Below are 14,895 nucleotides of genomic sequence, written 5' to 3'. Positions count from 1 at the left end.
CTCGCCCCAGTACGAAGTTTTGTTTGCAGCGGTCGCCCGCGGACCAGAGCGGATGCTAGTCTTGGGCAACGCTGTTGTCAGGGAGCCCTCATGGGCAATCACAAGATCGAGATTCGTCGCAACAACGTCGAGAAAATTCTCCTCGCGGCGGAAAAAGTCTTCGCCGAAAAAGGCTTTGGCGGCACCGCCATGGCTGACATCGCGGCTGAAGTGCAACTGCCGCGTTCCAATCTGCATTACTACTTCTCAACCAAGAGCGAGCTGTACAGCGCGGTGCTGTTCGACCTGCTGGAAGTGTGGAAACAGGACGCGCTGTGCTTCGAGATGTTCGACGATCCGCGCGTGGTGCTGAGCAGTTATATCCGCGCCAAGATGAACCACTCGCGCAGTCGTCCGTATGGTTCGAAAGTCTGGGCCAACGAAATCATCCACGGCGCGCCGACGTTGGGCGAGGCGCTGGATGTCAGCCTGTATGACTGGGCGAAAATGAAGGAAGCGAAGATTCGCCAGTGGGTCGAGGACAAGCGGATTCTGCCGGTGGAGCCGTCGAGTTTGCTGTACATGATCTGGGCGTCGACGCAGCACTATGCTGACTTTGATCATCAGGTGAATATTCTGAATGAACATCAGCCGTTGTCGGATATGCAGTTTGAGCGTGCGGTGCAGACGGTGACGAGTGTGATCTTGCGTGGGATCGGGCTGGAGCCCTAGAAGCAGACCCTCACCCCAGCCCTCTCCCGGAGGGAGAGGGGGCCGACCGAGGTGTCTTGCGGGTTACATCGACCTGAAAAATCCAGTCGATTATGGATTCAAGGCAGTCCTTGCCTGTTCATGTATTGATTATGGATTCAAGGCAGTGCTTGCCTGTGAGTCTTGTCGATTATGGATTCACAACAGCGCTTTCAGGTCGGCGGAGTTTTGCAGCATCCCCCAATCAGTCCCCTCTCCCTTTGGGAGAGGGTTAGGGTGAGGGGGCTGTTGGATCAGTCGGCAATCTAGACCGCAACGTGATACGGATTGCGCGGATCATGATTCCAATCGAGAAACGGCTTGCCAGTCTCCATCGGCACCATCTCGATGCAATCCGCCACCGGACAAGTGATCTGGCACAAGTTACAACCCACACACTCGTCATCAATCACTTCATATTTATGCGTGCCGTCCGCCTGCTTCAGACGGCCAATCGCCTGGTGTGATGTGTCCTCACAAGCAATATGGCAACGCCCGCAACCAATGCACGCGTCCTGATCAATCTTGGCGATCACCTGATAGTTGATATCGAGGTACTTCCAGTCCGTGGTATTGCCCACCGCACGCCCGGAAAACTCGGCGATGCTGGCGTAACCCTGACTGTCCATCCACCGCGACAGCCCGTCCTTCATCTCCTCGACAATCCGAAAGCCATGCAGCATCGCCGCCGTGCACACCTGCACCGCGCCGCTGCCCAGCGCCATGAATTCCGCCGCATCGCGCCAACTGCCAATGCCGCCAATCCCGCAGATCGGCAGGCCCTGCGTCTCTGGATCGCGGGCAATTTCGGCGACCATGTTCAGCGCAATCGGCTTCACCGCCGAGCCGCAATAACCGCCATGGGTGCTTTTGCTGCCGACGGTGGGCAGAGCGACCATGTGTTCCAGATCGACACTGGTGATCGAGTTGATCGTATTGATCAGCGACACCGCATCGGCACCGCCGCGATGCGCCGCGCGGGCGGCGACGCGGATGTCGGTGATGTTCGGCGTCAGTTTGACGATCACCGGCAGCGAGCAATAGGTTTTGCACCAGCGCGTGACCTGCTCGACGTACTCCGGCACCTGACCGACCGCCGCGCCCATGCCGCGCTCGGGCATGCCGTGCGGGCAGCCGAAATTCAGTTCGATGCCGTCAGCGCCGGTGGCTTCCACCAGCGGCAGGATGTGTTTCCACGATTCCTCGACGCACGGCACCATCAGCGAAACGATCAAGGCGCGATCCGGCCAGTCCTTCTTCACCTGAGTGATTTCGCGCAGGTTGATCTCCAGCGAGCGGTCGGTGATCAGCTCGATATTGTTGATGCCGAGCACTTCACGGTTGTTGCCGTAATGCGCCGAGTAACGCGACGACACGTTGACCGCCGCCGGGTCCTCTCCGAGGGTTTTCCAGACCACGCCACCCCAGCCTGCTTCAAAGGCGCGGACGACGTTGTAGGCCTTGTCAGTCGGCGGCGCAGAGGCCAGCCAGAACGGATTCGGCGCTTTGATGCCAGCGAAGACAATCGACAGATCGGCCATTTACGCAGCCTCCACGTTAAGCATCAGTTGAACATTGATCGCCTCGGCGGCGCGTTTGCCATGTTGCACGGCTTGCACGGTGAGGTCTTGATCGAGGCTGGTGCAGTCGCCGCCGGCATACACGCCGGGGATGCTGGTGCGCAGGTTTTCATCGACCTGAATGCGTTCGCCCTGACGCTTGAGTTCACGGGCCAACGGGTCGGCGAGGGCGCTGCCGTCGAAGGCCTGGCCGATGGCTTTGAAGATTGCGTCGGCGGCCAGTTCGAAGGTTTCGCCGGTCGTTTGCAGGCGACCGTCGACCAGATCGGTGCGGGCGAAACGCATGCCCCGCACGTGGCCCTGATCGTCGAGCAGGACTTCTTCCGGTTGCGCCCAGGTCAGCAGGCGCACCTGATTGGCTTTGGCGATGTCTTGTTCGTGACCGGTGGCGCCCATGTCGGCGGCGCCACGGCGATACACCAGATTGACGTCGCGAGCACCGAGGCGAGCCATTTGCACGGCCATGTCGATCGCGGTGTTGCCGGCGCCGAGGACGATGCAGCGTTCGGCCAGCGGCAGTTGCGTGAGGTCATCGGCCTGGCGCAGTTCGCGAATGTAATCGGTGGCAGCGAGCAGGCCCGGGGCATCTTCGTGGGGCAGGCCGAGCTGTTTGCTGGCATTGAGGCCGAGGCCGAGGAACACCGCGTCGAACTGTTGATGCAGTTCGCTCAGCGTCAGATTCTCGCCGAGTTTTTGCCCATGACGAATCTCGATGCCGCCGATCTGCAAGAGGAAATCCAGTTCCTTCTGTGCATAGTCGTCGACCAGTTTGTACTTGGCGATCCCGTATTCGTTGAGACCGCCAGCCTTCTCCCGTGCTTCGAAAATCACCACGTCATGACCGTGCATGGCGCTGCGGTGCGCACAGGACAACCCGGCAGGACCGGCGCCGACCACGGCAATCCTTTTGCCGGTAGCGGCGGCGCGCTGGAACGGATGTTCGCTGAAGTGTGCGTTGTCGACGGCGTAGCGTTGCAGCAGGCCGATCAGCACCGGCGCGCATTCCTGAGCGTTGTTGCGCACGCAGGCTTGCTGGCAAAGGATTTCTGTTGGACAGACCCGCGCGCAACTGCCGCCGAGGATGTTCGCCGAAAGGATTTTCTGCGCAGCGCCGGGGATGTTTTCCTGATGGATGTTGCGGATGAACGAGGGGATATCGATCTCGCTCGGGCACGCGTTCACGCACGGCGCGTCGTAGCAATACAGGCAGCGCGAGGCTTCCAGATGCGCCTGCCGATCATTGAGCGGCGGCGCCAGATCGGTGAAATGCCCGGCGAGGGCGGCCGCGCTTTCGTGCGGGTGGGGGAGATGGTTCAGGGTCTCGATCACGGTTTTTTGCCTCACGGTTATTGAGGTTCTCTGCCTCTATCGGGCAGTGGTTTTTGTGTTGTTTGAACTGACGCCATCGCGAGCAGGCTCACTCCTACAGGTGTACGCATTCCAAATGTAGGAGTGAGCCTGCTCGCGATGAGGCCGAAGGCCTCGCTTTAGCGCTTCACGGCAGTCGGGCGATGTTGCTCAGCCCGCTTGCTCAGCAAATCAAACACCGCCGGATACGCCGGCCGTTCGATATACCGCCCGGCGCCGCGTTCGGCGCGCAAATCACCATCAGCCCAGACCACCCGGCCCTGGCTGACGGTATGGCTCGGCACGCCGCGTACGGTCTTGCCTTCGAAGATGTTGAAGTCCACCTGCTGATGGTGGGTCTTGGCGGAAATGGTGCGGGTGCCTTGCGGATCCCACAGCACCAGATCGGCATCGGCGCCGACGCGAATCGCGCCTTTGCGCGGATAGAGATTGAAGATCTTTGCGGTGTTGGTGGAGGTGAGGGCGACGAAATCCTGCATCGACAAACGACCACTGTTGACGCCTTCGTCCCACAACACCGCCATTCGATCTTCGATGCCGGCCGTGCCGTTGGGAATCTTGCTGAAGTCGTCGCGCCCGGCGGCTTTCTGCTCGGCGCAGAAGCAGCAGTGGTCAGTCGCGGTGGTGTGCAGATTGCCGTTTTGCAGCCCGTGCCACAGCGCCTCCTGATGACCACGCGGACGGAACGGCGGGCTCATCACATAACCGGCAGCGGTCTGCCAGTCCGGGTGCTGATAAACGCTGTCGTCGAGCAGCAAATGCCCGGCCAGCACTTCGCCGTACACCGGTTGGCCCTTGCTGCGCGCATAGGTGATTTCGTCGAGGGCTTCCTTGGTCGAAACGTGCACCAGGTACAACGGCGTGCCAATGGTTTCGGCGATGCGAATCGCCCGGCTTGCGGCCTCACCTTCAACCTGCGACGGCCGCGACAGCGGATGCGCTTCCGGCCCGGTGATGCCCTGGGCCATCAATTTGCGTTGCAGGTGATAAACCAGCTCACCGTTTTCCGCGTGCACGGTCGGCACCGCACCGAGTTCCAGGCAGCGCTCGAAACTCGCCACCAGCGTGTCGTCGGCGGCCATGATCGCGTTCTTGTAGGCCATGAAATGCTTGAAGCTGTTGATGCCGTGATGGCTGACCAGCTCGGCCATTTCCTCACGCACCTGCTCGCTCCACCAGGTGATTGCGACGTGGAAGCCATAGTCGGACGCGGATTTTTCCGCCCAGCCGCGCCACTGATGAAACGCTTCCATCAGCGACTGCTGCGGATTGGGAATCACGAAATCAATGATCGACGTGGTGCCGCCGGCCAGACCGGCCGCCGTGCCGCTGTAGAAATCCTCACTGGCCACGGTGCCCATGAACGGCAGTTGCATGTGGGTGTGCGGATCGATGCCGCCGGGCATCAGGTATTGGCCGCTGCCGTCGAGGACTTCGGCGCCGGCGGGAACATCAAGGTTTTCACCAATGGCTTTGATCACGCCGTCGGCGCAATAGACGTCGGCGCGATAACTTTCATCATGGGTAACAACGGTGGCGCCACGGATCAACAGAGACATTCCGAGTTCCTCGCAGGCATTGACCGACTTGTGCCGGTTCTAGATGTTTTATTGATGTACAGCGTTGCAGGGTGTATTCCTGTCAGCGCTGTCAGGAATAGAAGCTAGTCGCAGATTTGCAATAGAGCAAGATTATTTTTTATAAGCTTATGACTGTTTTAATTGATTGAAAAATAACGATAAAAATCGTAAATCACCAAAATGGTGAGGCTGTTCACCATTTTGACGCACTTGACAGGATGGAAATATGAGCAAGATTTCCTATGTGAAATCAGCCGCTTGAAGTTGAGCTGCGGTTGCTCGCTCACGATGAAAATAAATGCAGTGCACCAGATTGAGTCCTGTCTGTTCGGACAAATTGCCAAGTGTTTAGCCTGAGCACCCAGACAAGTTTCCGCGAACTCATCCGGTGAATAATTAAAACTGATGAATATCAGAAAGTTGCAAAGCGTTTAACCCTCGGCCCGATGCGCAAGCGGGGCACCCGGCACGTTTATTGATGCCGCCGCTGACACCATGGCCGGTGCATGAAAGTTGTCAGTTCCTCCGGCCATCGTCCGGCTGCACCTGCGTGTGCAAGCCGCCTGATGAGCAAAAAAATAATCAGAAGAACAGTGGAGCGGCCATGCAACAGATCAGATCGCAAGTGACCGAGCGCGACGGCTTGTTCGAGCTCGAAGCCGGCAGCGACGTCCTCGACAGTCCCCGTTACAACCACGATATGGCGCCGACCAAGGTGCGCGAACGAACCTGGAACAAATGGCACATCACCGCGCTGTGGGTCGGCATGTCGATCTGTGTGCCGACTTATACCCTCGGTGGCGTGCTCACGGCGTACTTCGGTTTGAGCGTTGGCGAAGCGCTGCTGGCGATTCTGTTCGCCAACATCATCGTGCTGATTCCGCTGACGCTTAACGCTTTCCCCGGCACCAAGTACGGCATCCCGTTTCCGGTGTTGCTGCGCTCGTCGTTCGGCATTCTCGGCTCCAACGTGCCGTGCCTGATTCGCGCACTGGTGGCGTGTGGCTGGTTCGGCATTCAGACGATGTTTGGCGGGCTGGCGATTCACCTGTTTCTCGGCTCGGTGTTCGACGGCTGGAAATCCCTCGGTGGCACGGGCGAGGTGATCGGTTTCATGGTGTTCTGGGCGCTGAACCTGTGGGTGGTGATTCGCGGTGCCGAGTCGATCAAGTGGCTGGAAACGTTGTCGGCGCCGCTGCTGGTGGCGGTCGGCATCGGTCTGCTGGTGTGGGCGATGCCCAATGTGTCGATGAGCGAACTGATGGCGATCCCGGCCAAACGTCCGGAAGGCGCGAGCGTGTACGGTTACTTCGCCGCCGGGTTGACGGCGATGGTCGGCTTCTGGGCAACGTTATCGCTGAACATTCCTGACTTCAGCCGTTACGCCAAGAGCCAGAAAGATCAGATTCTCGGGCAGATCATCGGCCTGCCGCTGACCATGTTCCTGTTCGCCGCGCTGGGTGTGGTGATGACCGCCGCCTCGGTGAAACTGGTCGGTGTGACAGTCTCTGATCCGGTCACGCTGATTGGTCACATTCAAAGTCCGGTGTGGGTCGCGGTGGCGATGGCACTGATCATCATCGCCACGCTTTCGACCAACACCGCCGCCAACATTGTCTCGCCGACCAACGACTTTCAGAACATCGCGCCGAAGGTGATCAACCGCACCAAAGCGGTGTTGCTGACCGGGTTGGTCGGGCTGTTGCTGATGGGGCATGAACTGCTGAAAAAACTCGGCTGGATCGTTTCCGAGGTCAGTCTGGAAAGTGTCTATTCCAACTGGCTACTGGGTTATTCCAGCCTGCTCGGACCGATCGCCGGGATCATGGTGGTGGACTATTTCCTGATCAAGAAACAGCAACTGGACCTCGCCGGGCTGTACCGCGACGACGTCTATCCGGCGTGGAACCGGGCCGGGTTTCTCGCGTTCGGGGTGCCGGTGGTGCTGACCTTGCTGTCGCTCGGCAGCGATGCGTTCAGCTGGTTCTACAGCTATGGCTGGTTCACCGGCTCGGCGCTGGGCGGGATTATTTATTACGGGTTGTGCGTGATGCGCGCGCAGCCTTCGGTCGTGAAGTCGGCGGTGTAGCGGATGGCCCTTTCGCGAGCAGGCTCGCTCCCACATTTGGAATGCGTTCCCCTGTGGGAGCGAGCCTGCTCGCGAAGGCGATCTACCAGACACCAGAGAAATATCCATAAGAAAAGCAGCCTGAGGAGATCCCCATGAACGCAGCCGTAGACGTTCTGCAATCGAGCCATCAGCACATCAACCGCGATCGCCTGTGGACGTCGCTCATGGAACTGGCCAAACTCGGCGCGACGGTCAAGGGCGGGGTCTGTCGCCTGGCCCTCACCGATCTCGACCGCCAGGCCCGCGACCTCTTCGTGCAATGGTGCAAAGACGCCGGATGCAGCGTCACGGTCGATGCCGTCGGCAACATCTTCGCTCGTCGCCCCGGGCGCAATCCGAACCTGCCACCGGTGATGACCGGCAGCCACATCGACACCCAACCCACCGGCGGCAAGTTCGACGGCTGCTTCGGCGTGCTTGCCGGCGTCGAAGTCCTGCGCACCCTCAACGACCTCAAAGTGGAAACCGAAGCACCGCTGGAAGTGGTGGTCTGGACCAACGAAGAAGGCTCGCGATTCGCTCCGTGCATGATGGGTTCCGGCGTGTTCGCGGAGAAATTCACCCTCGAAGAAACCCTCGCCAAAGTCGATGCCGATGGCGTCACCGTTGGCGAAGCGCTGAACGCTATCGGCTACGCGGGTCCGCGCAAGGTCAGCGGACACAAGGTCGGCGCCTATTTCGAAGCGCACATCGAACAAGGCCCGATCCTTGAAGACGAACAGAAAACCATCGGTGTGGTGCTCGGCGCGCTGGGACAGAAGTGGTTTGACCTCAAGCTGCGCGGCGTCGAAGCGCATGCCGGCCCGACACCGATGCACCTGCGCAAAGATGCACTGGTCGGCGCCTCGGTGATCGTCGGTGCGGTCAACCGCGCCGCCCTCGGCCATCAACCCCATGCCTGCGGCACGGTCGGTTGCCTGCAAGCCTATCCCGGCTCGCGCAACGTCATCCCCGGCGAAGTGCGCATGACCCTCGACTTCCGTCATCTGGAACCGGCGCGTCTGGACTCGATGATTGCCGAGGTGAAGCAAGTCATCGAAGCCACTTGTGAAGAACACGGTCTGACTTACGAACTGACCCCGACGGCGGACTTCCCGCCGCTGTACTTCGAAAAAGGCTGTGTGGAAGCGGTGCGCGGCGCGGCGAAAGGGCTTGGCTTGTCGAATATGGACATCGTCAGCGGCGCCGGCCATGACGCGATTTTCCTCGCCGAACTCGGCCCGGCCGGGATGATCTTCGTGCCGTGCGAAGGCGGCATCAGCCACAACGAAATCGAGAACGCCGCGCCGGACGATCTGGCGGCCGGGTGTGCGGTGTTGCTGCGGGCGATGCTGGCGGCTTCGGCGATGGTCGCGGGAGGGCAGCGCGCGGCTTGAAGATCAAAAGATCGCAGCCTTCGGCAACTCCTACAGGGAAACCAAAAGTCCTGTGTAGGAGCTGCCGGAGGCTGCGATCTTTTCGCTGTCACCACAACGTCATGAAAATGTGCGAATTTGCCGGCCCATGAAAATCATCACCTCCGGCGCGTCCTATCTGGACATCGACGCCTACGCCTGCTGCATCGCCTACGCAGAATTGCTCAACCTGCAAGGCATTCCCGCCCGCGCCGTCAGTAGCGCGACAGCCAACGCCAGCGTTTCGCCAAGCGTGCTCGGCTGGGCCGCGACTTTTCACGACTACCAGCCGACATCGGACGATGAGTTCGTCTTGGTCGATGTCTCCGACTATCAGCATTTCGACCCGATGGTGGTGCTCGAACGGGTAGTGGAGGTCATCGACCATCATCCCGGCTACGAAAACTATTGGCAGCAGAAGCTTGGATCTGCTGCCGATATCCGCCCGATCGGCGCCGCAGCGACTCAGGTTTTTCAGCGCTGGCAGACGGCCGGTGTGCTGCCGCAGATCAGCGTGCAAAGTGCCGCTTTGCTGGCCACCGCGATTCTCGACAACACGCTGAATTTCACCGGGCAGATGACCACGCCAGCGGACATCGAGGCTTACGCCGACCTCGCTTCACGGGCAAACCTGCCGACAGACTGGCCCCGGCAGTATTTTCTCGAATGCCAGGCCAGCATCGAGTCGAACCTTGCCGCTGCATTGGCAGCCGACTCGAAACGGATGAAGCCCGAAAGCAACCTGCCAGGCTTCTTCGCACAAATGACGGTGTGGGATGCCGACGCCTTGCTGCAAAAACACCAGCCGATGATCAATGGCTGGATGGCGGAGCAGGGCGATGACTGGCTGCTGAATGTGATCAGTATCCGCGACCGCAAAAGCTGCTTTCTGGCGCCAGCCGAGGTCAGCCAGCAAAAGCTCAATCGCTTGTTGCCACTCGACTGGCAGGCCGGATTGGCCGTGCGGTCGCCGTCAATGCTGCGCAAGGAACTGTTGAAATTGGGGCTGGACGCTGCCAGTCACTGCGCGCCAAACAGCATCGTCCAGTAAACCCCTTCATCACTGCGCGCCTCACTGGCAAACCCGGCGCCGACCTGGGTAAACATCGGGTTCATCAGGTTGGCGCAATGTCCAGGACTGGCCAGCCAGCCGGCCATGGCCTTGCCCGGTGAGCTCTGTCCGGCGGCGATGTTTTCACCGATTTGCCGACCGCGATAGCCGGCCGCACGGGCGCGATCGGCGGGCATGTCGCCGTCCGGATCGCGGTGGGCGAAGTAGTTGCCGTAAGCCATGGCTTTGCTGTGCCCCTGTGCGGCAGCGCCCAGCGCGGCGTTCCAGCTCAATGGCCGGGCGGCGGCGAAGCGCTGGCGTCCACACATCCGAGGCCGGGCACGTGCAGCGTTAACCTCGGCGAGCAAGGCTTTGCCGACGCTGCGGTTATCGCCAACGCGGCTGTCGAGCACCGGTTGCGCCAACACCACTTGCCACTCATTGCGCGAACGACTGACACCGATGTCGGCGTAGCTCGCGTCCAGCAGCGCGGCGCAGTGCTCGTCTTGCAGCAGGTCGAAAGCCTCTTCGGCGTCCGCGGCACCAATCACGCGAATACTGCGCACCGCCACGGCGGAATAACCGGACGACTTCAACGCTTCACGCATGCCGCCGGCGTAGCGATAACCGATCGGCAAGGCCAGGTTCGACTTCAGCGCCAACGGTGCCAGCCGTTGCGCCGGGCGTCGATCGCAACGTTGCGGATGGGCACGATAGTCGTTGATGGCGGCCACCAGTTGCCGCTCCGCACCGGCACGGGCGGTTGCAGCGAACAGCGGCGAAAGGATCAGCAGGCACAGCGAAACCAAGCGAGACGAGCGAACGGCGTGGCGCATGAGACGGGCAGCTCTGAAGGGGGACAGCGCAAAAGTTGAGTGAACCGCAGAAAGCGGCGCGAGTAGGACTGGGCTTTTTCGACTTGGTTCAAGGGGTGGGGAGGGGTATTTTCGCGGCGTGACGAAGAGCGTGATCAAGCAGAGTGCTATGTTGCGCTGTATGACGCTATCGCGAGCAGGCTCACTCCTGCATTTGGAATGCGTTCCCCTGTAGGAGTGAGCCTGCTCGCGATGGCGTCACTGAAAACAATACAAAAGACACAGGCAGACCACTATCACCGATTCAACGCATCCTTCATCCACTGCAAATACTGCTTACGGTCCGAGATCGAGTTATGTCCCGAATCCGGCACCACCCGGAGCACCGCCACGCCTTGCGGGAAGTTCTCCAGCAAACGCTGCGTGCTGGCGCGCGGGATCACCTCATCGTCACTGGCCGCCAGCAGCAACGTCGGCACGCGGATATGCGCGGCGTATTTGCCGGATTCAAAGCGATCTTTGAGCAACCATTTCACTGGCACCCACGGATACTGCCGCGCCGCAATTTCTTCGAGGCTGTTGTAGGGCGTCACCAGAATCAGATTTTGCACCGGTCGCTGACTGGCCAGACGCACGGCGACGCCCGATCCCAAGCTGCGGCCAATTAGCGAAACCTGCGGATGACTGGCATAGACCTGATCGAACAGCGCCAAGGCATCCTCGGCAATCGCCGCCTCGGACGCTGAGCCGCCACTGCTACCGAAGCCGCGATAGTTGAGCAGATACACCGCGTATTCAGGAAACGCCTCGGCAAACTCCGGCAGATTGTGCGACACGTCCTCGGCATTGCCACCGAAATAGATCAGCGCCCGCGGCCCGACCCGCTCGCGGGTGATCACTGAAACCTGCGCATCCGGCATCGACAGGGTCAATTGTGAATCGGCGCTGGTGACGGCATTGGGCTGCGGAAAATAGATCAGCGAGCGCTGAAAAAAGAACAGCGCCGCGCACAGCACCAGGTACACGGCAACGATCAATGCGACGAGTGACATCAGGGTTCGGGACATTCGGCTACTTTTAACGGTGTGTGAAGGATCGCTGTCGCAGTGTAGTCCAGCCCTGCAATCGGCCGCTCATGCACATAACCGGCAACAGATCCACGCAGCAGGGGAACCAGCATGAGCCACACTGAGGGTTACTCCCGTCGCCGATTGCTCACGCTGGCTGCCGGGGTTTCGGCGGTCTTCACCTTTGATCGGGCGTTGGCCACCGCGACGACGCCCGCGACAACCGGAGGCCACACCATGCAGACCCGCGCCATCCCGTCCAGCTCCGAATTGCTACCCATCGTGGGCTTGGGCACCTATCGCGGTTTCGATGTCGCCCCCGGTGATCCGGCCTATCGGCAACTACCGGCAGTGCTCGATGAGCTGTTCACCAAGGGCGGTACGCTGATCGACAGTTCACCGATGTACGGCCGCGCCGAACAGACTGCCGGTGAACTGCTGTCGATCCACGAACCGCGTTCGCCGGCGTTTTTGGCGACCAAAGTGTGGACGCGCGGGCGCGAGGAGGGCATCGCGCAGATGGAGCAATCGTTCAGCCTGCTACGCACCGAACGCATCGACCTGATGCAGATCCACAACCTGCTCGATTGGCAAACCCATCTGCCGATCTTGCGTGAATGGAAAGCTCAGGGACGCATCCGTTACATCGGCATCACCCATTACACGCCCTCGGCCTATGAAGAAGTCGAAGCGGTGCTGAAGGCCGAGCCAGTGGATTTTCTGCAAATCAATTACGCCCTTGATGATCGAGGGGTGGAGAAACGCATCCTGCCGTTGTGCCGAGAACGCGGGGTGGCGGTGATCTGTAATCGGCCATTCGGCGGCGGCGATTTGTTCGCCCGGCTAAAGGGTAAGCCGCTGCCTGGCTGGGTGTCGGATGTACAGGTCAACAGTTGGCCGCAACTGGCATTGAAGTTTCTGCTGTCGCATTCGGCGGTGACGTGCGTGATACCCGGCACGGGCAATCCGCGTTACATGGCCGACAACGCCAAGGCCGGGTTCGGGCCGATGCTCACCGATGCGCAGCGGCATCAGTTGATTGCGCTGCTGGGCTAGTCGCCGGGAATATCCAGATTGTCGATGTGCTTGAAGCGCTCGACCAGAAAGTCGATCAGGCTGCGCACCCGTGCGGACAGGTGTAATTGCTGCGGGTAGACCGCGTAGACGTCGGCGCGGGTCGGCGTTTGATCTTCCAGCACCAGACGCAAGCGGCCGCTGCGCACATAACGGGCGATGTCCCACTCGGCGCGTAACAGAATGCCAAATCCCTCCAGTGCCCAGTTCAACGCCACCTCGCCGTCGTTGCAGCCCAGCGCCCCGCGCACCTTCACGTTCTGCGTGCGCCCGCCGTTAGTGAAACTCCACACCCCGTAAGGCGTTTCGTTCTGGCGCAGGAAGATGCAGTTGTGCTGCTGCAGATCTGCGAGTTTTTGCGGCGTGCCGTGCTTTTCCAGGTACAGCGGCGAGGCGCAGAGCAAGCGACGGTTTGAGGCGATCTTGCGCGCATGAAAAGCCGCGTCGGGCAGGGTGCCGAAACGGATGCCCAGATCAAAACCGTGGGTGGCCAGATCCAGTGGGTGGTCGCTGATTTCCAGCTGGATTTCCACCTCCGGGTATTGCGCAAAGAACGCCGCCAGTGCCGGGCCGATGTAGCGCCGACCAAAGCCCAATGATGCATTGACCCGAATCAGTCCCTTGGGCGTTGCACGGCTGGCGCCGATCAATTGTTCGACCTCATCGATCTGCGTGAGGATTCGCGCCGCGTGGGAGAAGTACAACTCGCCCTCGGCAGTCAGACTCATCGAGCGCGTGGTGCGATTGACCAGACGCACGCCCAGCCGCGCCTCCAGTGCTGTCAGGCGTTTGCTCACCGCCGGCGGCGTCACGCCCAGTTCGCGGGCGGTGGCGGCGAGGCTGCCTTTATTGGCCAGCAAGTGGAAAAACGACAAATCGAGGGTCTGGCTCATTCGTAACTCAAAGTTATGGATGTAGTGATTTACGGTAACTCACAGCTTTCAGGTCACTACATATACTCCGATCACACCCCGCCGGACAGCCTTGTGCGGCAGGCAAAACAAAAACGTGAAAAAGAGTGGAGTGGACCATGAGCGCATACAACATTGCAGCGGTACCCGGCGACGGTATTGGCGTGGAAGTCATCGCCGCTGGCGTCGAAGTACTGCAGGCCCTGTCGAAGAGATCCGGCTTTGAACTGAAGTTCAAACACTTTGACTGGAACTCAGACAACTACCTGAAAAACGGTCACTACATTCCTGAAGGAGGTCTTGAAGAATTGAAGACCTTTGACGCGATCTTCTTCGGCGCGGTCGGTGCGCTCAACGTGCCGGATCACATTTCCCTGTGGGGCCTGCGTTTGCCGATCTGCCAAGGTTTCGACCAGTACGCCAATGTGCGTCCGGCGCGGGTGTTGCCGGGGGTGAAAAGTCCGTTGCACAACGGCGAGCAGATCGACTGGGTGGTGGTGCGGGAAAACTCCGAAGGCGAATATTCGGGCAACGGTGGCCGCGTGCATCGAGGCCTGCCGGAAGAGGTCGCCACCGAGGTCTCGGTGTTCACCCGCGCTGGCGTCGAGCGCATCCATCGCTTCGCCTTCCAGTTGGCGCAAAGCCGTCCGCGCAAACACCTGACCATGGTCACCAAGTCCAACGCCCAGCGCCACGGCATGGTGCTGTGGGACGAGATTTTCTACGAAGTCGCCAAGGACTTCCCCGACGTCAAAGTCGACAAGGAATTGGTCGACGCGGTGACCACGCGCATGGTGCTCAAACCTTCGACGCTGGACGTGATCGTCGCGACCAACCTGCACGCGGACATCCTTTCCGACCTGGCCGCCGCGCTGTCGGGCAGCCTCGGCATTGCGCCGACCGCCAACCTCAACCCGTCGCGCAACTTTCCATCGATGTTCGAACCGATCCACGGTTCGGCCTTCGACATCACTGGCAAAGGCGTAGCCAACCCGATTGCGACCTTCTGGACCGCCGCAATGATGCTTGAGCACCTCGGCGAAAAAGCCGCTGCCAAGCAATTGATGTCGGCCATCGAAGCGGTCACCGAAAGCGGCCTGCACACGCCCGATCTGGGCGGCACGGCCACCACGCGGCAAGTCACCGACGCGGTGATTGCGCTGATCAATCGCTGATTCATCCCGATTCAAGCTGC

General features: G+C 60.3%; 12 protein-coding genes. 6 read left to right on the top strand and 6 right to left on the bottom strand.

Features of this window, described 5'->3' with window-relative positions:
- The first annotated feature begins 90 nt into the window (after positions 1-90).
- Positions 91-711 carry a TetR/AcrR family transcriptional regulator gene (locus VY732_RS18240; RefSeq protein ID WP_007919317.1) on the top strand — a complete coding sequence of 207 codons (621 nt, stop codon included), beginning with the start codon at positions 91-93 and terminating at the stop codon, positions 709-711.
- A 284-nt stretch (positions 712-995) separates the two neighbouring features.
- Here the strand turns inward: VY732_RS18240 and preA are convergent, their stop codons facing one another.
- The 3 genes from preA to hydA all read right to left on the bottom strand — a co-directional run bounded on the left by preA (position 996) and on the right by hydA (position 5,236).
- On the bottom strand, positions 996-2,270 hold the full coding sequence (preA, locus tag VY732_RS18235) for an NAD-dependent dihydropyrimidine dehydrogenase subunit PreA (RefSeq protein WP_331691402.1): 1,275 nt from the start codon (positions 2,268-2,270) through the stop codon (positions 996-998).
- A complete protein-coding gene (locus VY732_RS18230) occupies positions 2,271-3,638 on the bottom strand; it encodes an NAD(P)-dependent oxidoreductase (RefSeq protein ID WP_331691401.1) in 1,368 nt (455 codons plus the stop codon). It abuts the gene before it with no gap.
- Between the two features lie 158 nt (positions 3,639-3,796).
- Positions 3,797-5,236 carry a dihydropyrimidinase gene (gene hydA, locus VY732_RS18225; protein WP_123594268.1) on the bottom strand — a complete coding sequence of 480 codons (1,440 nt, stop codon included), beginning with the start codon at positions 5,234-5,236 and terminating at the stop codon, positions 3,797-3,799.
- 625 nt (positions 5,237-5,861) lie between these two features.
- On the opposite strand from hydA, the gene VY732_RS18220 reads away from it, so the two are divergent.
- From VY732_RS18220 to VY732_RS18210, 3 genes are all read left to right on the top strand, one after another.
- The gene (locus VY732_RS18220; protein ID WP_331691400.1) at positions 5,862-7,346 is read left to right on the top strand and encodes an NCS1 family nucleobase:cation symporter-1; all 1,485 of its coding nucleotides are present in this window, start codon (positions 5,862-5,864) and stop codon (positions 7,344-7,346) included.
- 134 nt (positions 7,347-7,480) lie between these two features.
- A complete protein-coding gene (locus VY732_RS18215; protein ID WP_331691399.1) occupies positions 7,481-8,764 on the top strand; it encodes a Zn-dependent hydrolase in 1,284 nt (427 codons plus the stop codon).
- Positions 8,765-8,891: 127 nt separating this feature from the next.
- On the top strand, positions 8,892-9,833 hold the full coding sequence (locus tag VY732_RS18210; RefSeq protein ID WP_331691398.1) for a DHH family phosphoesterase: 942 nt from the start codon (positions 8,892-8,894) through the stop codon (positions 9,831-9,833).
- On the opposite strand, the gene VY732_RS18205 is transcribed toward VY732_RS18210, so the two are convergent.
- Together VY732_RS18205 and VY732_RS18200 are read right to left on the bottom strand one after the other, a co-directional pair.
- On the bottom strand, positions 9,803-10,669 hold the full coding sequence (locus tag VY732_RS18205; RefSeq protein WP_331691397.1) for a CAP domain-containing protein: 867 nt from the start codon (positions 10,667-10,669) through the stop codon (positions 9,803-9,805). The genes VY732_RS18210 and VY732_RS18205 overlap by 31 nt on opposite strands.
- 275 nt (positions 10,670-10,944) lie before the next feature.
- On the bottom strand, positions 10,945-11,715 hold the full coding sequence (locus VY732_RS18200; protein WP_331691396.1) for an alpha/beta hydrolase: 771 nt from the start codon (positions 11,713-11,715) through the stop codon (positions 10,945-10,947).
- Positions 11,716-11,826: 111 nt separating this feature from the next.
- On the opposite strand from VY732_RS18200, the gene VY732_RS18195 reads away from it, so the two are divergent.
- A complete protein-coding gene (locus tag VY732_RS18195) occupies positions 11,827-12,771 on the top strand; it encodes an aldo/keto reductase (protein WP_331691395.1) in 945 nt (314 codons plus the stop codon).
- On the opposite strand, the gene VY732_RS18190 is transcribed toward VY732_RS18195, so the two are convergent.
- Positions 12,768-13,682, bottom strand: a complete 915-nt coding sequence (locus VY732_RS18190) for a LysR family transcriptional regulator (RefSeq protein WP_077573430.1) — start codon at positions 13,680-13,682, stop codon at positions 12,768-12,770. The two genes, VY732_RS18195 and VY732_RS18190, sit on opposite strands and share 4 nt — an antisense overlap.
- A 137-nt stretch (positions 13,683-13,819) precedes the next feature.
- On the opposite strand from VY732_RS18190, the gene VY732_RS18185 reads away from it, so the two are divergent.
- Positions 13,820-14,875 carry a tartrate dehydrogenase gene (locus tag VY732_RS18185; RefSeq protein WP_331691394.1) on the top strand — a complete coding sequence of 352 codons (1,056 nt, stop codon included), beginning with the start codon at positions 13,820-13,822 and terminating at the stop codon, positions 14,873-14,875.
- Positions 14,876-14,895: the final 20 nt, after the last annotated feature.

Source organism: Pseudomonas sp. ZY71, assembly GCF_036542145.1.
Taxonomy (GTDB): Bacteria; Pseudomonadota; Gammaproteobacteria; order Pseudomonadales; family Pseudomonadaceae; genus Aquipseudomonas; species Aquipseudomonas koreensis_A.
This window is presented reverse-complemented; position numbering and strand designations above follow the sequence as displayed.